Below are 26,284 nucleotides of genomic sequence, written 5' to 3'. Positions count from 1 at the left end.
CGCTCAGCGACAGAACATCCGACCCTTGCGTACATTCGTTTCAGGGAAGGGGGCATACGCACCACGACGATCACCCAGGAGGAAGCGTGGCCGAGACCGACACGTCGACCGAGGAAGGCGGCACGGGCGCCCGTACCGACGCCCCGTACCGCGCGCAGGCGGTCCGCGACGGCGACTGCTGGCACCTGGCGGTCGAGAGCCTGGACGACCACCCCGACCGCGGCGAGGTGGACGCCCTCGTGGTGACCGTGACCCCGGAGGCCCCCGACGCCGGCTTCCCCGCGTCCGAGCTCGACCGCACCCTTGGGCGGTGCGGCTTCGGCCGCGACGGCGACTGGGCCAGGGAGCCCCGGGAGGCCGCCGAGTCCCCCGAGGGCGACAAGTGGTCGGCGCCCTGCCGCCAGACCGACCCGCAGGCGGCCCCGCACAACTCCCCGCCGCGGGAGCGATGACTTCCACGCCCCGGCACGGTCCATCCCCGCGAAGGACCATGACACCCAGCCGGAGGAGACCGAAATGGCCACGGAAGTGCGGGGCCCCGCAAGCTACTTCCCTTCCATCGAGAAGAAGTACGGCCGGCCGATCGCGGAATGGCAGGACCTCATCCGCGCCTCGCCGCTGACCCGGCACATGGAGCAGGTGAACTGGCTCAAGTCCGAGTACGGCCTCGGCCACGGCCACGCCAACGCGCTGGTCGCCCACACCCGCGCGGAGGACACGGCCCGTAGCCTCGCCGAGTGAGCTTCAACAACCTTGCACGGCAGGTCCGCGACCCCGGACTGCCGCACGGACTGCGGGTGTCGTACCTGCGGTCGTGCGTGCAGCTCTACCGGCCGATCGGCTACTTCGCGACGCTGAGCCTCCTGGAGGCCAGGGCCGGCCGCTACGGCAGGGACGAGGGCGCGCTGCTCGCGGCGCTCGACGTGCTGGAGGCGAGCAGGGCCGCGTGGCACGCGGAATTGCGGGAGTTCGACACGGCCCGGCGGGCCGCCAAGGCGCGGGGCAGGCGGCGGCCGGGCCGCGCGGAGCGGAATCCGTACCTGGAGAGGTGGTGGTCGGGCGCGCCGCGGGAGGGGGCCCTGCACGCCGTGGCGTATCTCCACGGCAGGCGGTGGGCCCGGATGACCGGCGGCACCGGCGACGACCCGGTCGCCGCCGACCTGGAGCGCTGCGTGACGGCCTGCCTGGCGGCGGGCGGCGAACTGGCCGCCGACCAGCGGCTGCTGCTCGCGGACTGCGTCCGCCGGCTCAGGGAGCGCAGGACCCGCGCCCACTGGCTCCACGATGCGGTGGAGTGGTCCAGGACCGGTGACCTGCTCTGGCTCGCCCACCATGTCGAGGTCGCGGCAGGCGGGTGAGCGGACGGGGGCGGGCGCCGCCGGTCCTGGAAGCCGCGCGGCAACTCCTCGGCATTTCCGCGGCAACCGTGCGGACTCCCTGTCCGACAGCCGTCCGGCAGCCGTCCGGCAGCCGTGCGACAGGCGTACGACGGTCGTGCGGCGGGGCGGACTTGCTTCGAGCGCACTCAAAGGTTCTAGCGTGGTAGCCGACCCCACCACCGAGTGCCGGAAGGGCCGGACAGCCATCATGAGAATCGCCATCGAACAGATCCGCAAGGTCGAACTGGGCACCGGCGGCCCCCTCGTCGGCGTCCAGGGCTTCGGGGCCATGGGCATCAGCGCCGCCTACGGGCAGACGGACGACGCGGCCGCCCGCGACACTCTCGACGCCACCGTCGAGGCGGGCGTCACCCTCATCGACACCGCCGACATGTACGGCATCGGCGCGAACGAGGAATTCCTCGCGCCCTTCGTCGCCGCGCACCGCGAACAGATCACCCTGGCCACCAAGTTCGCCATCGAGCTGCGCGCGGGCGACCCGGCCTACCGGGCCATCCGCAACGATCCCGGGTACATCAGGACGGCCGTCGAGGCGAGCCTGCGGCGGCTGCGGGTGGACGTCATCGACCTCTACTACATGCACCGCCGCGACCCCGCGATCCCGCTCGCCGAATCCGTCGGCGCCATGGCCGAACTCGTCCGCGAGGGCAAGGTCAAGTACCTCGGCCTGAGCGAGGTCACCGGCGCGGAACTCCGCGAGGCGCACGCCGTACACCCCATCACCGCACTCCAGTCGGAGTGGTCGGTCTTCAGTCGCGACGTCGAACGCAGCGCGGTCGGCGCGGCCGCCGACCTCGGCGTCGCGTTCGTCCCCTACTCGCCGCTCGGCAGGGGCTTCCTGACCGGCTCGTTCACCGACGCGGCCACGGAGCTGTCCAGCGACGACTTCCGGCAGCACCAGCCCCGCTACACCGGTGACAACGCCAAGGCCAACGCCGCGCTCCTGGAGCCGCTGCGGGCCATCGCCGCGAGCCACGGCGCCACCACGGCGCAGATCGCGCTGGCCTGGGTGCAGCAGCGTTCGCAGGTGCACGGCCTGACCGTCGTACCGATCCCCGGCACCCGCAAGCGCGGCCGCCTCCTGGAGAACGCGGCGGCCACCCGCATCGTGCTGACGGCCGACGAACTGGCGCTGCTCGAGCCGATCGCGGGCCAGGTGGCGGGCGAACGCTACTCCGACATGTCGGGGACGTCCGCCGCCCGCGAGGCGTAGGGGCACCAGGACACCGGACCCCGACCGGGCGACACGGCGATGTCGCCCGGGCGGGGCCCGGACCCGTCTCCTAGCGGCAGCCGACAGCGGAGGAGCCGTTGCCTGACGCCGCCGCAGGGTCGGTGGAGACGGTCACGCCGATGTAGGGCCGATCGGGGTTGTCCTTGAAGGTGAAGTTGGACGTGAAGACATAACTCGTCGTCCCCTTGGGGAACGTCGTGCTCTGCGGGGTCATCGTCGTCGCGCCCCGGGCACTGCCGGTGGCGTTGCGCCACCAGGTCAGGTGCAGGGTGCCCGCCGCGGTGCCGTCGTACTCCACCCGCACGACGGCCTTCGCCGTGTGGTCGTGGCGCGAGCAGGTCACCACGGTGGAGACCGCCGAGACATGCGGGCCCTGGGCCGGGTCCGCCGGGGGCTTGGTGGGGTCGGCGGAGGCCGTGGTCGGCACCGCGCCGGTGGGCGTCGCGGCCGGATGCGTCGCGGGCGGTGCGGCCGGCGGCTTCGTGGTGGACGGGGCCTTCGAGGGCGTGACGGTCGGGCCGGCCGAGGGCGTGCTCGACGCGGACGGTGTGCCGGGGGCGGTGGTCGCGGCCGGGGTGGGCGAGGAGCTGGCCGTGGGGGTGGGGTCAGCGGTGGCGGCGGCGTCGTCGCTGCCGCCGGTCGCCACCGCGGTGACGGTGAGCGCGCCCGCGACGATCACCACGGCCGCGGCGACCGCGAGGATCTTGGCCCGCCGGCCGAACCGGGCCCGAGCGGGCGGCTCTTGCGCGGGCACGAAGGACGCCGGCCTCGGCGGCACCAGCAAGTCCGCCACCGGCACGACCTCATCGGCCGGCGGCAGCAGCAACGGGCCGACGAGCGCCGCCAGTTCGTCCTGACCGCGCCGCTCCCAGTCCTCGCCGTAGGCCGCGACGGCGACAGCCTCGACCTCGGCCGCGAAGCCGGCGGCGGTCCGCGGCTGGTCCTCCGGCTCCACGGGCTCCGCGGCCAATCCCCGCGCGATCAGGGGCTGTACGGCCTCGGGTACCGGGACTCGCGCCGGTGCGGAACCGGTCAGGCAGGTGTGGAAGGCCGCCGTGGCCTTGTGGACGTCGGTGTCCGCGGTGGCCGCCTCCGCGGTACGCGGCACAAGGGCGACATCGACGAGCTTGACGGTGCCCTGGGCGGTGATCAGGACGTTCGAGGGCTGGTAGCCGCCGTGCACGAGGCCGGCCGCGTGGACCGCGGCGAGGCCCAGCAGCGAGCCCTTCAGCACGGTGAGCGCCGCCTCGGGGCCGACCGCCGGGGTGCCGTTGCCGTGCGGCAGGGCGTCCAGGCCGACGCCCTCGACCGGCTCGCGCACCACCGCGGCGTTCCGGCCGTCCTCGGCGTACTCGTACAGCCGTGCCACGTAGGGCGATTCGATCCCGCCGAGGACGCCTGCCGTACCGGGGAACTCCTCGCGGAAAGCCGGGTCGGCGGCGACCGCGGCCGAAAGGTACGTGATCGCGACCGGGGTGTCGCTCGCCTCGTGGCGCGCCGCCACCACGACGTGCCGCGACGCGTCGGCGCCGGGGTCCTGCTCGTGTACGTAACCGGGCACGCGCCACGCGCCCCGCTCGGTGCCAGCGGCCTGCGCCGCCTTCGCCCCGGCAGGACCCGCCGACTGCGCCGCCTTCGCCGCCTTGGCGCCGGGGGCCGGCTTGGTGGCCCCCGCCTTCTTCGCCGCGGGCCGCTTGGCCGCCGCTGCCTTCTTCTGCGGGGCTCCCGCGGTGGGCGCCGCCGCCTTCTTGCGCGGGGCCTGGGCGGCCGTACCCGCGGCCTTCGCCGTCCGCGCCTTCGCGGCCTGCGCCGGGGCCGCCTTCCGCGACTTCGCGCCCGCTGCGGGCGGTGCGTCGGCCGCGGTCGTGGGCGGTGCGTCAGCCGTAGGCGGTGCGGGCGGTGCGTCGGCCGCGGGCGGTGCGGGCGGTGCGTCGGCGGCGGTCGTGGGCTGTGTGTCGGGCGCGGGCGGTGCGCCCGGTGCGTCGGCGGCGGGCGGTGCGGGCGGTGTGTCGGCGGCGGTCGTGGGCGGTGCGTCAGCCGTAGGCGGTGCGGGCGGTGCGGGCGGTGTGTCGGGCGCGGGCGGTGCGGTCGGTGCGTCAGGCGCGGGCGGTGCGCCCGGTGCGTCGGCGGCGGCGGCGGTGCCCTGTGCGGGTGCCGCCTCGCCGGTGGGGGCCACTGCTTCCTGCGCGGTGGGCGCGCCCTTCGCGGCCGCCTGGGCGGTCTTGGCGCCCCGAGCGGCTGTCGTACGTGTCCTTGCGGCGGCCTTCGGCGCCGGTCCGGCGCCTGCGGGTGCACTGCCTGCGGGGGGCTGCGCGGGTGCCGGGGCCGCGTCGGCGGGGGCCTGCGCGGGTTTGGCGGGGACGTTCTTCGGCGGAGTCTGGGCGGACTTGCCGCCCCGGGCCGCGGTCGCGCGCTTGGCGGCGGGCTTCGCCGCGGGTGCCGCTGGCCCCTGCGCCTGGGGGGACTTGGTGCCTCCCGCGGCGGGCTGCCCAGCGGGCGCGGCCGGTGTCGCCTGCGCGGGCGGCAGCGGGGCCTTGGCGTTCCCCGCGGCGGGCTTCGCCGCGGGTGCCGCCTGGGCGCCCGTGGGCGGTGCGGCGGGCGGCAGGGGGACCTTGGCGCTCCCCTTGGCCGGCTTCGTTGTCGGTGCAGTCGGTGCAGTCGGTGCAGTCGGTGCAGTCGGTGCCGTCGGCGCTTCGGCAGGCGCGTTGCCGGCGGCGGCCGGATCGGCACCCGCAGGGCCGGCGGCCGGAGGCGTCGCGGGCGGCTGGGCGGGCTTGCCGCCCCGCTTGGCCGCCGGCCGCTTCCTGGCCGCGGGCGCCGCGGGCGGTTGCGCCGCCGGGGCCTTCTGCTGGTCGTCGCCGGGTATGCCCGTGCCGTCGTGGTCGTCCACCTGATCCCGTCCCTCGCGCTGCCCCTTGTGGCGGAGCCGCAGTTCGTAGCCCCTCGACGCCCGGTTCCCATGCTCGGGTTCCCGCCGGCAGCCGAGCGGATCTGCCGGGGCTCACGGTGTCCGCTCGGCCTTTCCTCCGTGGAGGGACGGGCATTCAAGACGCGGTTCGGGCCCGGGAGATGCCCAGGGGCCGGAGAGGAGGTGCCGTGAGGATCAAGAGGGTACTGCCGACCGGTGCCACCCGGGCGCTCGGGGCGGTTCGTTCCGCCCCCGGTACTGCGATCGGCGCACCGGGTGAGGAGCGTGCGCCGCCTGGGACGTATGGGCTGCCCGGCCCACTCCGATCTATGCTGGGCGCATGGACACCCCAGCCGTACCGGAGCCGCCGGGTACGGCGAGCCGCGGGCCCGCCGCCGACGGTGACGCTCCCGGCGCGGCCGCGCCGGAGCGTCGGCTCACGCCCAAGGGCCGGGCGACGCGCGAGAAGATACTCGAGGCCGCGGCCGCGCTGATCCACCGCCAGGGTGCGCACCTGACGAACAACGAGAGCGTCCGGCGTGCGGCGGGTGTGAGCGGGTCCCAGCTGATGCGGCACTTCCCGACCAAGGAGAGCCTGGTCCGCGGGGTGATCGTCTGGCAGGCCGACGCGGTGGTCGGCGCGCACCGCGAACTCGGCGTGTGCGACGGCCTTCCGGCCCTGCGGCGGTGGGCGCAGTCCTATGCCGACCGGGACGAGCCGGTCGGCGGCGGCTGCTCCTTCGGGGCGCTCGCGGGGGAGGTCCTCAAGGTCTACCCGGAGGTCAGGGAGGACGTGGCCGAGGGGTTCGCGCGCTGGGAGGAGGTCTTCCGCTCCGGGCTCCAGGCGATGGTGGACCGGGGCGAGCTCGGCCCGGACGCGGACCCCGCCCGGCTCGCGCGCCTGCTGCTGGCCGCGTTCCAGGGCGGGATGCTGCTCGACCAGGCGGCGGGCGACAGCCGGGCGCTGCCCTGCGCGCTGGACGGGGCGATCTCGTACATTGCGACCTTCACGCCGCCCGCGCGGCGCGCCGCGAAAACTGGGCTTGGCAGCCCATAAGACGGTGTTAACGTGGAAGTGGATGTCCCGCGGGAGCGCCCCGCACGGACCGGCGGGCACGCCCGGAACCCGCCCGGCGGCCCTGTCCACCGGATGGAAGCAACGGAGCACGACATGAACTACCAGGTCATCGCTCACCACCACATCGCTCCCGACGAGGACCTGGACGAGGTGCTGGCCCTCTATCCGCAGCTCGCCGAGGCGGCCAGGCAGGAGCCGGGGAACGTGTCGTTCACCGTCTTCCGGGAGCTGGACGACGAGCGGTCCCTCGTCATCATCGAGCGGTACGCCTCGCGTGAGGCCTTCGCCGAGCACGAGCGGACACCGCACTTCAAGGACATCCTGCTCGGCCGGATCGTGCCCCGGCTGCGGGACAGGTGGCGCGAGGCCTACGACGTCCCGACCGCCGGGTGACCACGGCCGCACACGGCTGAGGCCCCGCCTTCCGGTGCCGTGAGCGGCGCCGGAAGGCGGGGCCGGTGGGTGGGAGGCGGTCAGGCCCGCGCCGGCGTCAGTGCCGGTTGCCGGGCGGGACGAGGATGCACAGCAGTGAGCAGGCCACGGCCGACGACGGATCCGTGGCCGTCGGGTGGGTGCCCTGCGGGGAGTTGGCGGCGGTGAAGCTCGCCGTCGCCGTGTTCTTCATCGGCAGCGCCAGCAGGAAGGAACTGCAGTAGACCTGGCGACTGGTGCCCGCCGCGAGGGTGAAGGTGCCGCCCGCTTGCGAACACGCGGGTGTGGTGGGGTCGTTGACGGTGACGCCGGTCGCGTCGACCGGCCCCGCGTTGGTGACGGTGATCCGCCAGTAGGCGGTGCCGAGCAGCTGGAGCAGGCCGACGGGGCTGGACTTGACCCAGGTGCCCGTGCCGCCCGGTCCGCAGGCGTGGGACGAGGCCGAGGCGCAGATCTCCTTGTTGACGCTGACGTGCGGCTGGCACGCCGAGCCGGGCAGCACCGGCACGGTGACCGTGTTGGAGGTCAGGGCGCCGGTGGTGTCGCTGCCGGTGGCCGTGTTCTCGACCTGGCTGGTCGCGCAGTTCGCGGTGATCACGGTGCGCAGGCAGATCTGCGGGTCGTCGCCCTGGAAGGACGCGGTCAGCGCGGGGTGCTTGCCGGCGCCGAAGTCGCTGGTGTCGGTGAGGCTGAACTGCACGCTGACGGTGATGGACGGATGCTCGGCGGCCGGGATGCCGGACAGGTCGACGGTGCCGGACGGCGAGAGCGCCGGGGTGGCGACGACGGTGCCGTCCGGGTCGGTCACCGAGACGGTCGTGGCGGCCGGGTCGGTGTGCGCGAGGTCGAGGCCGGTCAGCCGGGCCTCGGCGTAGCCGGCGACATGTCCCGTGCCGCCGTCGCAGTAGAAGTCGGCGGGCTTGAGGGTGACGGACGCGCCGGTGTGCAGGCAGGGTGAGCCGCCGGTCGCGGGGTCCATCGAGAACAGGACGCCCGCGTCGCCGAGGCCGATCAGGCAGCGGGTGGTGGAGTCGTACGCGTAGCCGTAGTCGCGGGTCGTACCGGAGTTGACCGCGGGGTGCCCGGCGACGGCGGGGAAACCGGCGCACGGCTGGGCGTGCGTCCAGCTGTAGCAGACGGTGTCGCCCGGCAGCGGTCCGCCCCACACGGCGAAGTAACTGCGCTTGTCGCCGCCGGAGTCGACCACCTCGGGGTTGAAGACCAGTGCCCCGCCGGGCAGCGCCTGCAGCCCGGTGGCGGGTGCGGCGAGCGGACCGCCGTCGAGCGCGTAGCAGGTGGTCGACGGCGCGCCCCCGGTGCTGTCGGCGGTGCAGACGCCGTTCGGCCGGCCCGCGGTGTCGTAGGCGACGAAGGCGTTGTAGGTGTACGTGTTCGCGTCGGGCCCCGCCGGGTGGGGGGTGGTCCAGCCCGCGCAGACATCGCCGGTGGCCGGATCGAAGCAGCCGAGCGCCGGCCGGCCGGGGGCCGTCGAGCCGGACGCCATCGGTGCGGAGGACGCGTAGATCCTGCCGTCCGCGACGGCCATCGCGCCCTGGTAGAGCGCGTAGGTGTTGCCCGGCAGGTCGTGGTTGGGTGGCACGATCGCGGCGAACGGCTGGCCCGGGCAGGGCGACTGTGACGCGATGTCCAGGCACAGCACCCGGCCGGTGCTGGCGACGCCGTAGAGCTTCCCGCCCTGGGCGACGAGTCCCGCGAGCCCGTTGGCGCTGCTGGGGGAGCCGGACGCGGCGGCCAGCGGGAAGAAGCCGCAGTTGGCGCGGGCGCCGAGGTCGAGGCAGCCGGCGCCGACCGAACCCGCGGCCACCGCCGGGTAGTAGACGACGCCGGGCCGGCCCGGGTCGAGGACGTACTGCGGGGTGAGCGTCGTGTAGACGTTGCCGGTGTCCCCGGAACCCAGCGGCCCCGGCGTGGTGTTGAGCGGGCGCGGCCACGGGCCGCCGGGGCACTGCTGCCCGGAGGACAGGTCGTTGCAGACCACCAGCCGGGCGGCGGGCCCGCTGTGGTGGTAGATGTTCCAGGCCTCCACGTCACCGGAGGGGGCCCGGTAGAGGATCGGCGTGAAGCCGTCGCCGCCGGTGCTCCTCACCGCGGCCTGCACGGGCGGCAGCAGGTCGCCGCTCACCTCGGTCCCGGCGCCGGTCGCCGCCGCGTCGGTGGCCCGCACGGCGGTCGTCGCCGCGCCCTGGTCGGTGCCGGTGAAGGTGCTGCCGTCGGTGGACCACGAGGGTGCCCAGCCGGGCGGCACGTGCAGGGAACCGGGTATGTAGGTCTGCCGGGCGCCCGCGGCGCTGATCGGGTCGGTGACGGTGGCCGCGCCGGGCTCACCGGTGGTCGACCTGTTGTGGTAGGTGATCGCCCAGTTGAGGGTGTCGGAGTGCTGGGCGGGGACCCGCCCCGGGCTGGTGGCGTTCTGCACGGTCTTGACCAGGCCCGTCCCTCCGCTCGGGGGGTTCGTGCCGTGCGACTGCGCGCTCTGGGCGGAGCTGCGGGCGGCGGTCCCCTGGGCCATGACCGGAGACAGCGAGCCGGCCGCCGTCGCGAGCAGGGCCGCCGCCAGGGCGACCGACGCCCGGGCGGCGAGCCTGCGCGGTCTGGGGGCCGGGGGGTGCGCGGAAAGGGAGAGTAAGAGCCGGAGCATGAATGTCCCCATCGTCGTCTCGGAGTGCGCGGGCTCGTCACCGGGCCCCGCGCCGCCGAACAAGGTAGGCGTGAAAAAGCCTGCCAGTCACCCGGACGGGCGAAAGGAAAGGGGTGTTGAAGGCAATACTCCGGATGTTTTCGCAAAGGCGCGGAATGGGGCCGGTATCGGGACGTGTTTCCGACCGTGAATGTCCGCGGATTGGATTGCCGAGCCGGGGCGTGCGACCCCGCGCGTATAGGGACGAGTATGCGCTTCTTTTCGATGTTTGGCGGTGCCAATGATGGTTTCCGGCCGAAACGGCCGGACATGACCGGCCGGGCGCGCGACGCCGCCTCGTGACCCGGACGGGCGGTCTGCGGCGCTGGACCTGTTGCCGGTGGGATGGCCGGGGCCCAAGTGGCGCCGCGCGGCGGGCGGGTCGGCGGATGCGCCACGCCATTCCTGCGCCGGGCGGTCCGCCGGGCCCGGCTCCCGCCGGCGGTCCGCGGGACCCAGGGGCCTCCGCTGTGTCCACCAACTGAGCTTTTCGGTAGGGAAATTGGAGCGGCAAGGCGCCCCTGGCATAGTCAGTACCCATGGACACCGACTCCTTCTGGGCCCTCCTTGAGGACTCCCGGCGGCACGGAATCGGCGGCGACAAGCGCGATGTCTGGCTGCGCCACGCGCTCGCCCGGCTGCCCGCCGAAGAGATCGTGGGCTTTCAGGCCTGCCTCGAACTGGCAACCGACGAGGCTTTCACCTGGAATCTCTGGGGGGCGGCGGACCGGATCCACGGCGGCTGGTGTTCCGACGACGCATTCAGATCCTTCCAGCACTGGATGATGGGCCTGGGCCGGGCCGTCTTCGAGGCCGCAGTGAACGACCCCGACGTCCTGGCCTACGCGCCCGACGTCTTCCGGCTGGCCGGTCGCCCCAGAGCCGCCTGGTCCGCCGAGGACCGGCCGGGATGGCCGACCCTCGACACCCTCGGGCTCCAGGCGTACGAGATGGCGACCGGCCCGTCGGACGACTTCGGCGACGCCTTCTACGCCGCAGTACGTGCCGCCCAGCGCCGCGCGGAGGAAGCCGCGGGCCACGGCACCCCGCCGCACGTGCCGTCCGGCGGCCGTGACCCGTCGGGGAGCCGCTGGACCGCACGCGACGAGGAGGAGGCGGCCCGCAATCTGCCCCGGCTCAGCGTCATGTTCCCGCTGGACGACCCCGGCGGGGACGGCGGCGGGGACCCCGGCGGGGGGCGGTGACCGTGAGGGGCAGGACCCGGCCGGTCAGACCCCGTTGACCAGCCGCATGTAGCGCACCCAGTCCCAGTTGGGGCCGGGGTCGGTGTGGTCGGTGCCGGGGACCTGGGAGTGGCCGATGATGTGGTTCCGGTCCTTGGGGATGCCGTACTTGTCGCAGATCTCCGCGGTCAGCGCCGCCGACGCGTGGTAGAGCGCGGTGGTGAAGTAGGACGGCTGGTCCACCCAGCCCTCGTGCTCGATGCCGATGCTGCGGGTGTTGTAGTCCCAGTTGCCCGCGTGCCAGGCGATGTCGCGCTCCCGGACGCACTGGTCGATGGCGCCGTCGGCGGACCGGACGACGTAGTGCGACGCGGCGGCGTGGGCGGGGTTCTGGAAGAGCGAGATGGTGTCGGCGAAGGTCTCCTGGGTCACGTGGATGACCACCAGGTTGACCGGGTAGGCGGACGGCCGGCTGGAGGCGGTGTAGTTGCCGGTGCTGGCCGGCGCCCAGAGGGCTGACGGGTAGTCGACGGCGGCTGCGGGTGTGGCGGCGGCCTGGACGGCGCCTGCGGGCCGGAGGCCGGCGGCCAGGCCCGCGGTGGCGGCGGCGCCGAGGCCGAGGCCGCCGCGGATCAGCGAACGGCGGCTCGGTGGCGCGGGGTTGGTGCGGTCCATCGAGGGCTCCCTGAGGCGTCATGGTGGGGCGGGTGCATGACAAGAACATCGGGCTCGCCCATCGTGCGGTGCCTGTGCGTGGCATGCCAAGCGATTCGCCAATTGGCACAGGACCAGACCACTGGCGCGCCGGTGCCTGCCCTGCGGACATCCCCGCCCGCGCGCCCGTGCGCGCCCGCGCCCTCACCCGCGCCCCCGCCCACCCGTGCCCGCGCCCGCGTCGCTGCGCCCCGCCGTCGTCGGCTCACCGCCCGTAGCCGTGCCGGTTCCGCCGATAACGACTGGCGTACGCTCACATCACCGCCTGGCCACGCCCACTGTCCGGTTCATACGTTCTCGGTACGCCCCGTCCGATTGGTTCCCGTCCCCAACTCTCCCGTTCGGCTTGGAAAACCTCTCCGGCTCTATTAACGTTCGATAACGCAGCGCGGTCGTCATCGCCGCCGTACAGGCGGCACCGTGCGCTTGCCGAATCCCGTCCGCGGGAACCGGGGACCCGCCCTTCCGCTACCGCGGAAGGGGTCCAATGGGGTGAATCGGGCAGCCGTCAGGCCCGTAGGAGACCTTCCTGCTCCGAACCCGTCAGCTAACCCGGTAGGCGAGAGGGAAGGAAAGGAGTGCGCCCCCGTGGCGTCCAACCAGCCTGCCTACGCTCCTGCCCCGGTAGCAGAACCGACCGGGGAGTGGCCCTTCGGGGAGCGGGACGAGCTTCCGCCGTCCGCCGTCCCCGCCGACGGCCCCGCCGCCTCCCCGGCCGACGCCGGATACGACTACGGATCCGAGGCCGCGGGCCTGCGCAGCCAGCTCCGACTTCCCCGGCAGCGGGCCGGATTCCCCGCCCGCGGTGCCGCGGTGGGCTCCGCCGTGCTCGGTATCGCGGCGATGGCCGCGGTCGGCGCCGGTGGAGTGGCCGCGGCCGCCGACGCGCCCCCCGCCGCCCCCATCTCGCTGCCGGACGCACCGGGTTTCCCCGACGCGCTCCCCACGCCCGCCGTCCCGGCCGCTCAGCCGGAAGTCGAGGTCGGCACCCCGTCGTACGACCCCTCCGCTGTCGGCCGGACGGCCGCCGCCGGGGAGACGGGCGAGGACGCGGCCGCGGCCCCGGCCGTGGCCACCGATCCCGGCGAGGCGCTCCGCACCCGCATCATCGACCAGGTCACCCGGCAGCGCGAAGCCGCTGCCAGGGCCGAGCGTGAGGCGGCGGCGAAGGCCGCGGCCGAGCAGGCGGCCAAGGCGGCAGCGGCCCGCAAGGTGCGCGAGCAGGCCGCCGCCGCGAAGGCCGAAGCCGAGGCGAAGGCCAAGGCGGCCGCCGAGGCCGAGGCGAAGGCAGAGGCGGAGCGGCTCGCCCGGCTCGCCGCCTCCTACGTCAAGCCCGTGGCGTCCTACACGCTCACCACCGCCTTCGGCGAGTCCGGCAACATGTGGGCGACCCACACCGGCCAGGACTTCGCCGCCCCCACCGGCACCCCGGTGCACGCCGTCCACAGCGGCACGGTCACCTCGGCGGGCTGGGCCGGCTCGTTCGGCTATCGGGTGGTCCTCCGCCTCGATGACGGCACCGAGCTGTGGTACTGCCACCTGTCGACGATGGTCGCCACGTCCGGCCAGGTCGTCACCGGCGACACGATCGGCCGGGTCGGCGCGACCGGGAACGTACCGGGGCCGCACCTGCACCTCGAAGTACGGCCCGGCGGTGGCGCGCCGGTCGACCCGGTGCCCTGGCTCCACGGTCATGACGTCGCCATCTGAGGCACCCGCGCACCCGCGAGGCGCCCGTCCCCAGGCCCGCTAGGGCCTGCGGAAGCTGTCCACCCGCACCACCCCGCAGGCCTCACGGCCGGCCGCCCCAAGAACAGCCGGCGGCCCCGGCGTACACCCCCCCCGACGCCGGGGCCGTCGGCATGCGGGCCCGAGCCGGCAGGCAGGCCCGCCGATCGCGCAAGGCGGCCGCCCCCCGGCGCTTGCCCGCGGCCGTACCGCTCACCGCGCCGCGATGCCGCTTCCGCCGTTCGAGCCGCTGCTGTCGGCCGGGCCGCCTGCCGAACCGTCGCCGCCGTGCTCGGCCTTCCCGCCGTCCGCATCCCCGCTCGCGTCCGTGTCCCCCTCCGCGTCCGTGTCCCCGTGCTGGGCGAAACCGGCCGCGAAGCCGACCAAGGCCAGCAGGTCGGCCCGATCGGTGGCGCCGTCCAGCGCCCGGTATTCGACTGCGGCGAGGATGGCCATCCGCTCGGGCAGTCCCCAGCTCGGGCGGGGGTCTTCTGCGATCAGCTCGGCGGCGAGCACCGGCAGCGGTCGGCCCGCCTCGTGGCCACGGTGCACGGCGTCCCGCAGCTCCAGCAGGTAGTCGGCGTGACGGCGCAGGTCAGCGGGCGTCATCAGCGGCCCGTGACCGGGCACGATCACCTCGGGGTCGCAGGCAAGGATGCGCTCGCAGGCGCGGTGCACCGACTCCAGGGGGCCGGCCCAGTGCACCGGGTGGTCCTCGTTGAAGACGACGTCGCCCCCGCAGACCACGCCCTCCTCCGGCAGGTGGACGATCAGGTCGCCCGCCGTGTGCGCGGGCCCCACCTCGATCAGCCGCACCGCCACCCCGTCGACATCCAGGTCGAGTTCACCGCTGAAGGTGCGGTTCGGGTGGACTGTGGTCAGCCCGCCGAAGTCGCCGTAGCGCCCGAAGTGCCGCTTCACGTAGGCGCCGAGGGCGGTGTCCGGGTCGCTCCCGGCCACGAGGCCGGCCAGCTCGGCGGGCGCCGGCTCCGCGCACAGGTGCTCGCCGTTCGCCTTGGTGGCGATGATCTCGGCGCCGGGGAAGAGGCCGTTGCCGTACGAGTGGTCGCCGTTGCCATGGGTGTTGACGACCGTGCGCACCTCGGGTCCGGCCGTCGGGCCGTCCCCGAGGGCCGCGACGAGGCGCTGGAGGTGCCGGGTCATGTCGGCGGTGTACGGGGTGTCGACCAGGAGCGCGGCGCCGGATTCCGCGCTCCGCCCGGTCACGACGGCGCAGTTGGCCATGCCCCAGGTCGCATGGCCGTCCGGCAGCCATACGTGGACGTTCGGTGTCAGCGCCCGCAGTGCGTGCGGCAGAGGGAAGCTCATGGTGCCCCATTGTGCTGTCCGATAGGGCAGTCCGCCGTGTCGGCACCCGTGCGGGGGGCGCCGGCGGGGGGTTCCGGGTCCACGGGACCGGTCGCGGGCGCCGAGAGCACGGGCCCGTGGTGCGGCCGTTCACCCTGGTCGAACAGCACGAACATCAGCCGCCCGCCCGGCACCCCGAAAGGACCCGCCGTGCACAGCGTCGCCCACCCCGGGCCGAGTTCCGCGTGCACCACCGGCAGCGCGCTCTCCGCCCGCGGCCCGATGTACTCGGCCGTCGGCGTGTGCAGATAGCGCGCCACCACCGGGTCGCGCATCGCGTCCGCCTGGAGCTGGGCCAGTGTCCTGTTGTGCGGGTTGCCGACCACCGCCGCCCGCAGCTGCGGTACGAGCAGCGGCAGCCAGCTGCGCTCCCAGTCCCCGAGGGTGACCCGGGCCTCCGGGTCGAGCAGCATCCAGCGCATCACGTTGCCCGGCACCTCGCCGCGCTGGAAGAGACGGGTGAAGGCCGAGTTGTAGGCGACCACGTCCCAGGCGGCGTCGTTCACGTAGGCCATCTCCCGCGAGCCGCGCAGCACCCGCTCCCAGGGGCTCGGCACCGCCCGCCCCAGCTGGGGGTCGAGCCGGTAGGCGGGCGGCACCCCGGTCGCGTAGAGGACCAGTGCCTCCCACTCGTGGTCCGACAGGTGCAGGATGCGGGCGATGGGTTCCAGCAGCTCGGTCTCGATGGCCGCGAGCCGGCCGCGTTCGACGTAGCCGTACTTGTGCTCGGGCCAGCCGAGCAGCCGGGTCATGTGCTCGTGCGTGAGCCCGGCGACCTTGCGCCCCCGCGGGTCGCCGCGCGGCGCGAGGCCGAACTCGCCCGGGTCGACGCGTGCGCGGGCCCTGGCGAGCAGGGTCTGCATCGCCTCGCGGTCGCGCATCCGCCCTCACGGCTCCCTTCCGGCCCCGTCCGCCCCGGGGGCCGCCCCGCCCCGTTCTGCCGCTGCGCCTGCACCACCCGCTCACAGGTCCCGCGGGTCGACCTCGCGGGCCAGTTTGTACCCGGCCTCGAAACGACTGCCGGCGTCCAGCCGTTCCATCAGCGCGCTCATCACCGCCTGCACGTCCGGCGTCGTGATGCCGAGCTTCCTGGCGATCCTGTCATCGCTGTAGCCGTTGGTCATCAGCCGGATCACCGCCTTCTCCCGCGCCCCGAGCTGGGCGTGGTGCGGGCCTGCCGACGCCCGCGACAGCGGGGTGGCCCGCTGCCAGTACGACTCGTAGATCGCCGCGAAGGACGCGGCCAGCAGTGCGCCCCTGACCCGGACCAGCGGCGCCGCCGCCCCCGTGCGGCCCGCCGCCGGCTCCGCGGTCAGGCAGGCGGTCTGCCGGTCGAAGACCATCAGGTCGTGCGGCACATGGTCGAGCACCCGGACGCTCACCCCCGCGTCCGAGACCCGCCGCAGATGCGCGGCGTGCGGCGGCACCGCGAGCAGCGAGCGCGGGTACACCGCCCGCACCCGCACGCCGCGCCTTGCCATCCCCGCGTCCAGTGTCAGCGCCACTTCGAGGGCCGCGCCCGCCCCCTCGCCGCCTTGCCGCAGGGCGTCGGCGGAGTCCCGCACGCCGTCGCTCAGTTCGCGCAGCACCTGCTCGTGCTGCTGCGGCAGTGGATACTCCTCCACGAGCACCCGCGCCCCGCACTCCGGGGCGCCCGCCGCCGCCCCCGGCCCCGCCTCGAACACGGCACCGGGCACCCGGCAGAACCATCCGGCGCCCGGCATCCTCCCGGCCCTCGCATCTGGCTGCACAGCCCCGGTCCTCCTCGCTCGCGTCGGCGTCCACCGGGCGGCCTGCCGCTCACCGCCGGGACCCGTACGAGCGCCCCCGTGCGCAGCTGTCGACCCGTCAGATACAGAGTGTTACAGGGGTGTCACGCGTTTTCCAGGTCGAATCCGTCGAGGAAATCAACCGGCGGAAACCGCCCGATTGCGGACGTCCCGCTGGTCGCCGCGCCGCCCCGACCCCTCACCCGGCCCAGGACGGCGCCACGGACAAGCCACCGGCATATGCCGGTTTTTCGCCGCCGCCGGCCCTGGGGCTCACATCTGCTCGACGAGCCGGGCCCGCCACTCCTGCGACGGCTCCCCGCCGACCGTCGTCCAGTACTCCGTGCCGCGCACGATCAGGCCGTCTCTGACCGTCCAGAACGACGCGGCCCGGAAGAGCCCCGCCTCCACGTGCGGCACCTCGACCTCGGAGACGACCTGGTCGCCTTCTCCCAGGATCCGCAGCACGCGTATCGACCAGCCCTGCGGATACTCCCGGTTCACCGCGACGTAGTTCGCCCTCCCGACGATCCGCTCCCGGGTGATCGGCCACTCCACGACGGCGTCCTCGGCGAGCAGCGCTCCGACGCCCTCCCAGTCCCGCGCCTGAACACGCGCCCACAGGGCCTCGACCACACCGACCGCGTCCAGGCCCGCCCCGTTCAGGCCCGCCGCGTCGAGCTCCACTGCACCGACCGCCACTGCATCGACGGCCACCGCATCGACAGGCACCGCGTCCACGTCCACTGCATCCATGACCACCACAGTGCCACCCCCCTCTGACACTCCCCGCCCTACAAGTGCTTCGGCCGCGGTGGGTTGTAGGAGGCGGGGGTGTACGCGGCCGGGGTGTACGCGGCGGGGGCGTACGAGCCTGGGGCGGTCTGGGCGTACTGCGGCCAGTAGGGATACGGGCGGGGGCCGGGGAAGGGCGGGGGCCAGGGGAGGGGGGCGGCCTGGAGGAGGGCGGGCTGCGCCAGCGGGCGGTCCCGCCAGAGGTGGTGCAGGAGTTCGGACTCGCGGGCCGCGAAGTCGGGCGGTGCCAGGCCGCGCGTCGCGGCGGCGCGGAGGAAGGCGAGGTGGGTGGCGTAGCCGGCGTAGTCCCGTACCGCTCGGGCGCCCGCGTCACCGTGGTGGCGGCGGGCGGTGTCGCGGGCGTCCGCGCGGGTCCCCATGGACGCCAGGGCGACCGGTTCGCGCGGGGTCAGCCAGCCTGCGGTGGCGTAGACGGCGAGGTGGGTGCGGATGGTGCGCAGCTGGCTCGACCTGGCCCAGAAGGCGAGCCAGACGACCAGGCCGAAGACCGGGATCATCACGGTGACGTAGATCGTGAGGAAGCCGGTGGGCGACAGGTTCGCGGAGCCGTTCCAGGCGCCGTGCAGGACCATCGCCAGCAGCCAGCCGCCGATGGGCGCCAGCCAGCGCCAGGGGCGGCCGGGGCGGGTGGTCGCCGCGATGGCGAAACCGATGCCGGTCATGGAGGTGAAGAGCGGGTGCGCGAAGGGTGTCATCAGCACCCGGACGAAGAAGGTCGCCGCCGTGGTCGAGTCCAGGACCCCGGCGCCCACCGCCTTGTCCTCGCCGAAGGCGGAGCCGAGGTAGAGGATGTTCTCGGTGAAGGCGAAGCCGGTGGCGACCAGGCCGCTGAGCACGATGCCGTCGAGCAGCGACTCCATGTGCCGCCGCCGGAAGAGGAAGAGCAGCAGGATCGCGGTGCCCTTCGCGGTCTCCTCGACGAGCGGTGCCACGAAGGTCGCACCCCACCGGTCGGACTGGGTCTGTGTCGCGGACAGCGTCGTGGCCAGCAGTTTGGCGCCGTACTCGTTGGCGAACAGCGCGACCAGGGTGGCGGCGCAGGCGCCCCACGAGAAGGCGAACACGACGTTCTGCCAGGGGCTGGGCGCGACCCGGTCGAGCCACAGGAAGGCCCCCAGCAGCAGCGGCACCGGCAGGACGGCGAGCGCGAGGCCGACGAGGAACGGCTCGGTGCCTATGTGCTGCCGCACCAGCGCCAGGATGACGACCCCGCACACCGCGAGCGCGGTGAACAGCGCACCGGTGCGTACCGCCCGGCTCTCCCAGAACGGCCGCCGCGGGGCGTAGTGCCAGGAGGTGGCGGGCGCCGGTACGTACATCCGCTCGTCGGACAACCGGCCGTCGGGATGGGAGTCGGGCGAGGACGAGTACGTGGCCACCAGTCGACAGTACGGGGCTTGTGCCCTGATCCGCGAGGGTGCGGGGGAGGCGGATACGTGTGCCCCAGGACGTGCGGGGGCGCACCGGGCAGGCGGTGCGGGGACGTTCGGGGGCGCACCGGGCAGGCGTTCCTGGGACGCCCGGCGGGCCGAGCGCGGTCGTGCGGGGGCGTGCCGGGCGGGCGGGAGCGGGGCGGCCTCAGACCCGGGTGAAGAGGAGGTCGCGCACCACGTGGCCCTTGGCGAGCCCCTGCCGCTCGAATTTCGTCATCGGCCGGAAGTCGGGCCTGGGCGCGAAACCCTCCGCCGGGTGGACGTTGGCCAGACCAGGCGCGGCGCCGAGCACATCGAGCATCTGCTCCGCGTACGGCTCCCAGTCCGTAGCGCAGTGCACGACCGCGCCGGGCCGCAGCAGCGGCAGGACCAGATCGAGGAACGACGACTGGATCAGCCGGCGCTTGTTGTGCTTGGCCTTGGGCCACGGGTCGGGGAAATACACCCGCAGGCCGGACAGCGACCCGGGCGGCAGCATGTCGCGCAGCAGGACGACGGCGTCGCCGTTGGCCACCCGCACGTTGGTCAGCCCCGCCCGGTCGGCGAGCGCGAGCAGATTTCCCTGGCCGGGGGTGTGGACGTCGACGGCGAGTATCCCGGTGGCCGGGTCGGCGGCGGCCATCCGCGCGGTCGCGTCGCCCATCCCGAAGCCGATCTCCAGCACCACCGGCATATCGGCCGAGCCGAAGAGCGCCGCCAGGTCCAGCGGGCTGCCGTCCAGCTCGACACCCCACGCGTCCCAGTGCCGGTCGATCGCGGCGGCCTGCGCCTGCGTGACACGGCCCCGGCGGGCGTGGAAGGAGCGGATGCGGTGCTCGCCGCGCGAACCCGCCGGGTCTGCGGCGGGCCCGTCGGGGAAGCGGGCGCCGGGGACCGGGACAGCGTCCGACCCGGCGGCGGGCACCGGGGCGGAGGCGGACGCGGGCACCTGGGCGGAGGCGGCGGCGGCAAGGGGTGGCGTGGACACAGTGCGTCCGATTCTACGGGACCTGCGCCGATGGCCCGGCGCAGGTCACAGCGCCGCCAGCGCCCGGCGGGCCACCTCGCGGCCGATCGGCAGCGCGGCCGTCGCGGCGGGGGAGGGGGCGTTGAGCACATGCACGAAAGGGGGCGAGCCGGCGAAGCGGAAGTCGTCGACGAGGGTGCCGTCGGGCAGCACCGCCTGGGCGCGCACCCCGGCGGGCGCGGGCCGCAGGTCGGCCGGGCTGAGGGCGGGCAGCAGGCGGCGGGCGTTCGCCGTGAAGGCCCGCTTCGACAGCGAGCGCAGCACCTCGCCCGACTCCTGCCGCCAGTGCCTGCGGGCGATCCGCCAGGTGCCGGGGTACGCGGCGGTGCCCGCCAGGTCGCGCGGGCGCACGGTCCACCGCCCGTACCCCTCCCTGGCCAGCGCGGGCACCGCGTTCGGGCCGAGGTGCACACCGCCGTGGACGTCGCGGGTGAGGTGCACGCCCAGGAAGGGGAAGTCGGGGTCGGGCACCGGGTAGACCAGGCCGCGCACCAGGCCCCGGCGGGCGGGCGCCAGTTCGTAGAACTCGCCGCGGAAGGGCACGATGCGCATTCCCGGGTCGTCGCCCGCGAGGCGGGCGACCCGGTCGCTGTACAGGCCGGCGCAGTTGACCAGCACCCTGGTGCGCAGGGCGGCCCTGGTGCGGGTGCTGTCGGCGGAGACCGCGGTGACGGCGACGGCGCCGTCCGCGGTGCGGCCGATCGCGGTGACCCGCGTCCCGTAGCGGATCGTGCAGCCGGCGTCCGCCGCGAGCCCGGCCAGGGCCTCGGCGACGGCCCCGAAGTCGCAGATCCCGGTCGAGCCCACGTGGATCGCCGCGAGCCCGGCGACCGCCGGCTCCCGCTCGGCGATCTGGGCGGGCCCCAGCTCGCGCACCGGGATGCCGTGCTCGCGGCCGCGCTGCACGAGGCTGTGCAGCCGGGGCAGCTCCGCCTGCTCGGTGGCGACGATGAGCTTGCCGGTGACCGCGTACGGGATGCCGTGCGCTGCGCAGAACTCCGGCGTCTCCGCGCACCCCGCCAGTGCGTAGCGGGCCTTGAGCGAGCCGGGGCGGTAGTAGATGCCGCTGTGGATGACCCCGCTGTTGCGCCCCGTCTGGTGCCGCCCGGGGCCGGACTCCTTCTCGATCACCGCCACGCGCAGGGCGGGCGCGGCCCGGGTGAGCGCGTAGGCGGTGGAGAGGCCGACGATGCCGGCGCCGACGACGGTGACGTCGTACGGCTCCGGGCGTGCGGGTGCGGCGGTGCCGCCGGTGGGGGTCATGGCGCCTCCTCCCGTGCCGGGCGCTCGTGATCAACTTAGCGGCTTCCCCTTGCGGGGGCGCCCCCTGACGGGGGGTGAGCGGACCGCTCCGGCCGGGGCGCGGGTCGCCGACGGCCGAAACTGCGCGGTCCGGTTCCTGTAGCTCGCCACCCGCCGGTGGGTGGCCGGCCGCGCGCTTCCCCGAGCCCCCTGCGGCCGGGCAGCTCCTTGCGGCGGAGGCGCGGCCGGGGACCCGGCGGTGGGGGACCCCGGCGCCGGGGCTACGCGCCGGCCTTACGTGGGGACCTGCGGCCGGGACGTCCGCCCGGGACGTCCGTCGGGCGCTTATGCGGGGGCGGCCAGCAGCGGCCTCGCCCGCTCGCGGAGGTCGAGCACGCGCGGCTCGTCGTTGTACGGCTCCAGGCGGTGCAGCAGGTCGCGGACGTATTCCGTGGTGCGGGCCGAGGAGATGCGCCCGGCGACCTCGACGGCCTTCACACCGGCGTCGCACGCGGCGTCCAGGTTGCCGGACTCCAGTTCGGCGACGGCGGACACGACGAGTCGCAGCCCGTGCGAGCGGACGAACTCCTCGGTCGGCTTGGCCAGGGCGTGCGCGGTGAAGCGCTGGACCTGGCGCGGTATGCGCAGGTCGCGGTAGCACTCGGCGGCGTCGGCGGCGAGCCGGTCGTAGGAGTAGAAGCCGAGCCAGCTGGGGTCGGTGTCGCCCTCCCTGGCCCTTTCCAGCAGCGCCTCGGCGGCGGCGAGCGAGGCCCCGCAGGCCGCCGCCTCGCCGGCCTTGGCGTGCGCGCGGGCCTCGACCAGGTGGAAGAAGCTCATGGTGCGGGCGGTTGCCAGGCCGCGGTTGCGCTCGAGGGCGGCCTGGGCGAGGTCGACGCCCTCGTCGGCGAAGTTGCGGTAGGTGGCCTGAAGCGACATCGACGCGAGGACGTACCCGCCGAGCGGCACGTCAGCGGCGGCGCGGGCGAGCCGCAGCGCCTGGATGTAATACCGCTGGGCGGCCTCCTGCTGGCCGGTGTCGAAGGCCATCCAGCCCGCCAGCCGGGTGAGTTCCGCGGTGGCGCCGAAGAGCGCGCGGCCGACGTCGTCGCTGTACGAACCGAGCAGCAGCGGCGCCGCCTCGACCCGCAGGCACTCCGGCACCATGCCGGAACGCCAGTCGCCGCCGCCGTACTTGGAGTCCCAGCGGCGGGCGTCCTCCGCGGCCTCGCGGAGCTTGGAGACATCGGTGTGCCCGACGTGCGCCATGCCCGGCGCGGGCGCGTCACGGGCCACCGTCGCGTCCGCAGGAGTGATCAGCCAGCGCGACGCGGGGGTCACGTAAGCGCTCACTGCGAAAGATCCGGCCAAACTCTGCCAGATTCCGGAACCGGTGGGGCCGCGCCGCCCTGCGAGGTCCAGCCGCCACAGATCGGTGGCCGATTTCACCGCCTCGCCGACATCCCGGGGGAAGGCGAGACCCACCTCGGGCGCGGGATCGGCGTCGGCCAGCCCTATCTCGTGCAGCGGCACCGGGCGGCCGAGCTTGCTGCCGATCGCCGCGGCGATCAGATGGGGCGCCGCGCCCTGCGGCACCATGCCCTTGGCGACCCAGCGGGCGACCGAGGTCTTGTCATAACGCAGCGTCAGACCACGTTGCGCGCCCAGGTCGTTGACCCGGCGCGCGAGTCCGGCGTTGGAGATGCCGGCCAGACCGAGAAGGGTGCCGAGTTTCTCGTTCGGCCCGCGGTGTTCTCTGTTCACTGCGGTTCACCTCGTGATGCCGCTGGGGCAGGCCGGCGGGCCTGGTCTGTCGTCGGGGGTGCGGGGGTCACCCTCCCCTTGAGCCCGATTCAGCCACAGCGGGGGCCTGTCGGCGGAGACCGCGGTGCCTGTTCCGGATATCCGAGCCGCACGTACGGGTGCGAACCGGATGCACCCAGCGTAGTTCGCCGCCTCCCGACCGTTAAGTGTCTCGTGTCGGATGGCGCGAATCCAGCCCCTTACCCGAACGCTCCCATGGCGCGGAAAGTGCCCCGGCCGAACGCCCCGCGGGGATCCGATGATTCGCGTCCCGAAGCCCTCCCGGGAGGACCTGCCGACGGCAGGCGGCGCGTGCTCCCGGTATATGTGGCCGTGCGCCCGCCTGTGCGCTCTGTGCCGAACCGGCTGCGGGCGGTTGCATGGTGAGCCGTGGGTCGGCCCGCGCTTCCGCCAGGCGGCTATGGCGGGGTGCGGCGGGCCAGCGAGTTCCGCTGCCACAATCCCCGCGGGTGGCGGACCGGCCCGGGGGGCGTTGAGCCGTCTCCCGGGCCGTGTGTCGTGCGCGGGCCGCCCACTCGGCCGGGCCCCGGCAGCCCCGATCCGGCTGCCGGGAGCGGCGGCCAGCGGCACGCAGGGTGCGCCCCGGTGCGCCGCCGCGGTCGTCGCGCGAGTCGTTCGGGGGCCCGCCGGCGGTCGATCGGCGGCGCCCCGGGCGGCGGCGGCCGGAAGATCGGCGGCGGAAAACGATCGCCGTCAAGCGACTGTGCTGCCCGGCATATCACCCCCGGCATGTGCCGCGGCCGCGCCAAAACTTTGGCGCGAACCCGACGTTTCGGCCGAGCGGCGACTTCGGTGTGATGTCGCTGTCCGCAACGCCCCGATTACGCACCACCGACGACTGCCGGCAGACGCCGATCGGGCGCCCCACGCGTACCGGTGACGGACCGTCCGGCGCGCGAACCGGCGCACCCGGGAGCACCCGTGCGCCTCCTTGCGCGCGTCCACGTGGCAGCATGGTCTTTCGGACGTCAGACGTGGTGGCACGGCGGGGCGAGGCGCGCGCGAGCAATGCGATGGGTCGAGTCTGCGCATCGGCTGTCCACAGCCTGTGGAGGCGACGATGCGGTGGTTGGTGGGGTGGAGCAGTGCCACCGCGGGTCCCGTTCCCGGCGACGGCGGCCGGACCCTGCTGCCGGTCGGTGCGCAGCTGCTGTGGGGTGACCTCGATCCGCTGTGGGCGGTCGGCGACTGGCGCCCCGACGAGGTCCGGGTGGTGCACGCGGACCCGGCGGGCGCTGGCGGCACCTACGGGGGCTCCGGCTACGGGGGTTCGGGCTACGGCGGGTCGGGGTACGGGGCCTCCGGCCACCGGGGCTCCGGCACGAACGGGAGCGCCTACGGATCCGGCTCCGCCTACGGATCGGGCGCCGGGTACGGGTCGGGCGCCGGGTACGGCTCCGGCTCGCGCGGCAACGGGACCAACGGCAGCGGATCGCAAGGGATCGCCCGGCTCGCGGTGCTCGGGCGGTGCGGGGCGAGCGACGCGGAGCTGCGGCTCGGCCTCGTCGCCGCCCGCGGCGGCGCGCTGCGCCATGTGACCGCCTGGCCTGGCAGCTACACCGCAGTCCTCCAACTGGGCCGCCGCATCACCGTGCTCGGCGACCTCGCCGGCGCCAGGCCGGTCTTCCACACCCGCTTCTCCCGCGGCACCGCCTACGCCACCGCCGCACTGCCGCTCGCCGACCTCATCGAGGCCGGACTCGACGTCACCCACCTCGCCGCGATCCTCGCCTGCCCCGACGCGCCGGAGGCGCTCGGCGACGGCACGCCCTACCTCGGGGTGCGACGGGTCCCGCCAGGACACGCCCTGACCCTCCGCGACGGCGCCCCCGAGATCACCGGCTACGAGCCCACCGCCTCGCTGGCCGTCGGCCACCAGCCCGCCACCGCGGCCGACGCGGACGCGGCGATCGCCGCCATACGCGACGCCCTCGTGGAGTCGGTACGGGCGCGCCTGTCCCAGCCGCGATTCGTCCCCGACCCGGGAGCCGGGCCTGAAGGCATGGGCGGCGGTGCGATGCCCGCGCCCGGCATCGGCGCCGACCTGTCCGGCGGCAGTGCCTCCGCCACCCTCGCGCTGCTCGCCGCGGGACTGCCCGGCATGCCCGGCACGCTCCCGGGCGCCCCCGGTTCGCTGGCCGGCGAACGCCTCCTCGCCGTCACCTTCAACGACCTCACCGCAGGCGGACTCCCGCTGCGGGAAGGCGAGCTGGCCCGCGCCGGCGAGCTGGCCGCCGACCCGCGGCTGCGGCACGTCGTCGTCGCGGGCGGTGAAGAGGCGCTGCCCTACGCCGACCTGACCGGCGGCCCGTCCGTACCGCTCACCGACGAGCCGGGCCCCTCGCTGATCGTCGCGGAACGCCACCGTCGCCGCCTCGCCGCGGGCGGCGCCGACCACCTCATCGGCTTCGGAGCCCGGCAGGTGCTCGACGCGCACCCGGCGCGGCTCGCCGACCTGCTCATGGACCGGCGCCGCCGCCATCTCGTACGCCCCGTCGCCGCCCTGACCCGGGCAGGCGGCTCCGCCGCGGCGGGCCCGGCCGTCCTGGTCCCCTTCACCGTGCCGATCACCGTCTACCGCGCCGCGCGGCGGCTGGCCCGCACCCCTTATCAACAGGGTGTGGAGGACGCGGCCGCCCGCCTGCTGCGGTACGCCTCCGGCGCCGCGGCCCCCGGCGGCTCCCTCGGCGGCTCCGACGGCCCGATCGGGGCCTCGCTTGCCGCGATGGCCTGGGTGCGGCCGGGACCCGCCGCCCGATGGCTCACCGGCGAGGCGCTCGCCGAGGTGTCGGTACGCCTCCAGGACGCGGCCAGGCGCCCCTGGCCCATCGAGCGGCCGGGGGAGCGGCGGGCCCGCGCCGCGCTCGCCCGGCACGCCGCCGACTTCCGCGTCCTGGAGCAGGCGGCCGCCGTCCCGAGCCAGCGGCTGCACGCCCCCTACCTCGACAACGCCGTCGTCCGCGCCGCCCGCGCCCTCCCCGGCGCCCTGCGGGTACGGCCCGGCGCCCGCGCCGACATCCTGCGTGACGTGCTCGGCAGCGCCGGGGTGCGCGAACTGCCTGCCGGCTGGGGCGCCGCCTCGCACTCCTCGGCGTCCGCCGCTGCCGCCAGGGTCGGGTTGCGCTCGGCGATCGACCCTCTGGTCGAGCTGTTCGAGGCGCCGCTGCTCGCGGACGCGGGCCTGGTCGACGCGCGTGTCGTGCGGGACGCGCTGCGGGTCGCGGCCACCGCACCCGGGGCCCCGCTCGACGGCCTGGGGGAACTGGTGGCCGTGGAGCTGTGGCTGCGTCGACTGCTGGCCCGGCGGGGATCCTGCTGGACCGGCACGGAATCGCCCGGCCGCCGGGCCGTCTCCGGCGGGGTGCAGCGCCTCTCCCTGTGAGGGTGCCGCTTCGTGGGTGCGGCCGTGGTGGGGCGGGTGTCCCGGTGGGGGCGGGTGTGGGGCTGCTGGTT

Annotated in this window: 20 protein-coding genes and 1 riboswitch; of the genes, 9 read left to right on the top strand and 11 right to left on the bottom strand. The window is 74.9% G+C overall.

Going from position 1 to position 26,284, the window contains the following annotated elements; translation table 11 throughout:
• Positions 1–86 precede the first annotated feature (86 nt).
• The 4 genes from ACGFMP_RS35235 to ACGFMP_RS35220 all read left to right on the top strand — a co-directional run bounded on the left by ACGFMP_RS35235 (position 87) and on the right by ACGFMP_RS35220 (position 2,613).
• Positions 87–452, top strand: a complete 366-nt coding sequence (locus tag ACGFMP_RS35235; protein WP_393677861.1) for a hypothetical protein — start codon at positions 87–89, stop codon at positions 450–452.
• Positions 453–516: 64 nt separating this feature from the next.
• Positions 517–741: a DUF4287 domain-containing protein gene (locus tag ACGFMP_RS35230; RefSeq protein ID WP_393677860.1), complete on the top strand. Its 225-nt coding sequence runs from the start codon at positions 517–519 to the stop codon at positions 739–741.
• Positions 738–1,358, top strand: coding sequence for a hypothetical protein (locus tag ACGFMP_RS35225; RefSeq protein ID WP_393677858.1), 621 nt, complete (start codon positions 738–740; stop codon positions 1,356–1,358). The genes ACGFMP_RS35230 and ACGFMP_RS35225 overlap by 4 nt, the downstream gene beginning before the upstream one ends.
• A gap of 229 nt (positions 1,359–1,587) precedes the next feature.
• Positions 1,588–2,613: an aldo/keto reductase gene (locus ACGFMP_RS35220; protein WP_393677856.1), complete on the top strand. Its 1,026-nt coding sequence runs from the start codon at positions 1,588–1,590 to the stop codon at positions 2,611–2,613.
• 70 nt (positions 2,614–2,683) lie between these two features.
• Here ACGFMP_RS35220 and ACGFMP_RS35215 read toward each other — a convergent pair whose 3' ends face one another.
• The gene (locus ACGFMP_RS35215) at positions 2,684–5,524 is read right to left on the bottom strand and encodes a hypothetical protein (RefSeq protein WP_393677855.1); all 2,841 of its coding nucleotides are present in this window, start codon (positions 5,522–5,524) and stop codon (positions 2,684–2,686) included.
• A gap of 358 nt (positions 5,525–5,882) precedes the next feature.
• On the opposite strand from ACGFMP_RS35215, the gene ACGFMP_RS35210 reads away from it, so the two are divergent.
• Positions 5,883–6,599 carry a TetR/AcrR family transcriptional regulator gene (locus ACGFMP_RS35210; RefSeq protein WP_393677853.1) on the top strand — a complete coding sequence of 239 codons (717 nt, stop codon included), beginning with the start codon at positions 5,883–5,885 and terminating at the stop codon, positions 6,597–6,599.
• A 114-nt stretch (positions 6,600–6,713) separates the two neighbouring features.
• Positions 6,714–7,013 carry a putative quinol monooxygenase gene (locus ACGFMP_RS35205; RefSeq protein WP_393677852.1) on the top strand — a complete coding sequence of 100 codons (300 nt, stop codon included), beginning with the start codon at positions 6,714–6,716 and terminating at the stop codon, positions 7,011–7,013.
• Between the two features lie 97 nt (positions 7,014–7,110).
• On the opposite strand, the gene ACGFMP_RS35200 is transcribed toward ACGFMP_RS35205, so the two are convergent.
• Entirely contained in the window at positions 7,111–9,711 is a 2,601-nt protein-coding gene (locus ACGFMP_RS35200) for a hypothetical protein (protein ID WP_393677850.1), read from the bottom strand.
• 578 nt (positions 9,712–10,289) lie between these two features.
• Here ACGFMP_RS35200 and ACGFMP_RS35195 point away from each other — a divergent pair.
• Positions 10,290–10,955 (top strand): DUF4240 domain-containing protein, encoded by a 666-nt coding sequence (locus tag ACGFMP_RS35195; RefSeq protein ID WP_393677849.1) that lies wholly within the window; start codon positions 10,290–10,292, stop codon positions 10,953–10,955.
• Positions 10,956–10,979: 24 nt separating this feature from the next.
• On the opposite strand, the gene ACGFMP_RS35190 is transcribed toward ACGFMP_RS35195, so the two are convergent.
• Positions 10,980–11,609 carry an N-acetylmuramoyl-L-alanine amidase gene (locus ACGFMP_RS35190; RefSeq protein ID WP_393677848.1) on the bottom strand — a complete coding sequence of 210 codons (630 nt, stop codon included), beginning with the start codon at positions 11,607–11,609 and terminating at the stop codon, positions 10,980–10,982.
• A gap of 456 nt (positions 11,610–12,065) precedes the next feature.
• A riboswitch (cyclic di-AMP (ydaO/yuaA leader) is annotated at positions 12,066–12,225 on the top strand.
• Positions 12,226–12,236: 11 nt separating this feature from the next.
• On the opposite strand from ACGFMP_RS35190, the gene ACGFMP_RS35185 reads away from it, so the two are divergent.
• Positions 12,237–13,358 (top strand): M23 family metallopeptidase, encoded by a 1,122-nt coding sequence (locus tag ACGFMP_RS35185; RefSeq protein ID WP_393677846.1) that lies wholly within the window; start codon positions 12,237–12,239, stop codon positions 13,356–13,358.
• 231 nt (positions 13,359–13,589) lie between these two features.
• Here ACGFMP_RS35185 and ACGFMP_RS35180 read toward each other — a convergent pair whose 3' ends face one another.
• The 8 genes from ACGFMP_RS35180 to ACGFMP_RS35145 all read right to left on the bottom strand — a co-directional run bounded on the left by ACGFMP_RS35180 (position 13,590) and on the right by ACGFMP_RS35145 (position 22,771).
• Positions 13,590–14,705, bottom strand: coding sequence for an MBL fold metallo-hydrolase (locus tag ACGFMP_RS35180; protein WP_393677844.1), 1,116 nt, complete (start codon positions 14,703–14,705; stop codon positions 13,590–13,592).
• Positions 14,702–15,625 (bottom strand): hypothetical protein, encoded by a 924-nt coding sequence (locus tag ACGFMP_RS35175; protein WP_393677842.1) that lies wholly within the window; start codon positions 15,623–15,625, stop codon positions 14,702–14,704. Before ACGFMP_RS35175 ends, ACGFMP_RS35180 begins: the two co-directional genes overlap by 4 nt.
• 81 nt (positions 15,626–15,706) lie before the next feature.
• Positions 15,707–16,441 carry a LuxR C-terminal-related transcriptional regulator gene (locus tag ACGFMP_RS35170; protein ID WP_393677841.1) on the bottom strand — a complete coding sequence of 245 codons (735 nt, stop codon included), beginning with the start codon at positions 16,439–16,441 and terminating at the stop codon, positions 15,707–15,709.
• A 345-nt stretch (positions 16,442–16,786) separates the two neighbouring features.
• The gene (locus ACGFMP_RS35165; protein WP_393677839.1) at positions 16,787–17,269 is read right to left on the bottom strand and encodes a nuclear transport factor 2 family protein; all 483 of its coding nucleotides are present in this window, start codon (positions 17,267–17,269) and stop codon (positions 16,787–16,789) included.
• Between the two features lie 38 nt (positions 17,270–17,307).
• Positions 17,308–18,708, bottom strand: a complete 1,401-nt coding sequence (locus tag ACGFMP_RS35160) for a PrsW family intramembrane metalloprotease (RefSeq protein ID WP_393677837.1) — start codon at positions 18,706–18,708, stop codon at positions 17,308–17,310.
• Between the two features lie 199 nt (positions 18,709–18,907).
• Positions 18,908–19,729: a tRNA (guanosine(46)-N7)-methyltransferase TrmB gene (trmB, locus tag ACGFMP_RS35155; protein ID WP_393677835.1), complete on the bottom strand. Its 822-nt coding sequence runs from the start codon at positions 19,727–19,729 to the stop codon at positions 18,908–18,910.
• Positions 19,730–19,774: 45 nt separating this feature from the next.
• On the bottom strand, positions 19,775–21,031 hold the full coding sequence (lhgO, locus tag ACGFMP_RS35150) for an L-2-hydroxyglutarate oxidase (RefSeq protein ID WP_393677833.1): 1,257 nt from the start codon (positions 21,029–21,031) through the stop codon (positions 19,775–19,777).
• Positions 21,032–21,355: 324 nt separating this feature from the next.
• Entirely contained in the window at positions 21,356–22,771 is a 1,416-nt protein-coding gene (locus ACGFMP_RS35145; protein WP_393677831.1) for an MFS transporter, read from the bottom strand.
• Positions 22,772–23,891: 1,120 nt separating this feature from the next.
• Between ACGFMP_RS35145 and ACGFMP_RS35140 the strand changes: the two genes are divergently transcribed.
• Entirely contained in the window at positions 23,892–26,213 is a 2,322-nt protein-coding gene (locus tag ACGFMP_RS35140; RefSeq protein ID WP_393677830.1) for an asparagine synthase, read from the top strand.
• Positions 26,214–26,284: the final 71 nt, after the last annotated feature.

The sequence above is a fragment of the Streptomyces sp. NPDC049040 genome, from assembly GCF_043197715.1.
Classification (GTDB): Bacteria; Actinomycetota; Actinomycetes; order Streptomycetales; family Streptomycetaceae; genus Actinacidiphila.
This window is presented reverse-complemented; position numbering and strand designations above follow the sequence as displayed.

What these genes read in the sequence shown, in the direction of transcription:
- ACGFMP_RS35230 (WP_393677860.1), top strand. Translation starts at nt 517, where the DNA reads ATGGCCACGGAAGTGCGGGGCCCCGCAAGCTACTTCCCTTCCATCGAG.
- ACGFMP_RS35220 (WP_393677856.1), top strand. Translation starts at nt 1,588, where the DNA reads ATGAGAATCGCCATCGAACAGATCCGCAAGGTCGAACTGGGCACCGGC.
- ACGFMP_RS35210 (WP_393677853.1), top strand. Translation starts at nt 5,883, where the DNA reads ATGGACACCCCAGCCGTACCGGAGCCGCCGGGTACGGCGAGCCGCGGG.
- ACGFMP_RS35205 (WP_393677852.1), top strand. Translation starts at nt 6,714, where the DNA reads ATGAACTACCAGGTCATCGCTCACCACCACATCGCTCCCGACGAGGAC.
- ACGFMP_RS35200 (WP_393677850.1), bottom strand. Translation starts at nt 9,711, where the DNA reads ATGCTCCGGCTCTTACTCTCCCTTTCCGCGCACCCCCCGGCCCCCAGA.
- ACGFMP_RS35195 (WP_393677849.1), top strand. Translation starts at nt 10,290, where the DNA reads ATGGACACCGACTCCTTCTGGGCCCTCCTTGAGGACTCCCGGCGGCAC.
- ACGFMP_RS35190 (WP_393677848.1), bottom strand. Translation starts at nt 11,609, where the DNA reads ATGGACCGCACCAACCCCGCGCCACCGAGCCGCCGTTCGCTGATCCGC.
- ACGFMP_RS35180 (WP_393677844.1), bottom strand. Translation starts at nt 14,705, where the DNA reads ATGAGCTTCCCTCTGCCGCACGCACTGCGGGCGCTGACACCGAACGTC.
- ACGFMP_RS35175 (WP_393677842.1), bottom strand. Translation starts at nt 15,625, where the DNA reads ATGCGCGACCGCGAGGCGATGCAGACCCTGCTCGCCAGGGCCCGCGCA.
- ACGFMP_RS35165 (WP_393677839.1), bottom strand. Translation starts at nt 17,269, where the DNA reads ATGGATGCAGTGGACGTGGACGCGGTGCCTGTCGATGCGGTGGCCGTC.
- lhgO (WP_393677833.1), bottom strand. Translation starts at nt 21,031, where the DNA reads ATGACCCCCACCGGCGGCACCGCCGCACCCGCACGCCCGGAGCCGTAC.
- ACGFMP_RS35140 (WP_393677830.1), top strand. Translation starts at nt 23,892, where the DNA reads ATGCGGTGGTTGGTGGGGTGGAGCAGTGCCACCGCGGGTCCCGTTCCC.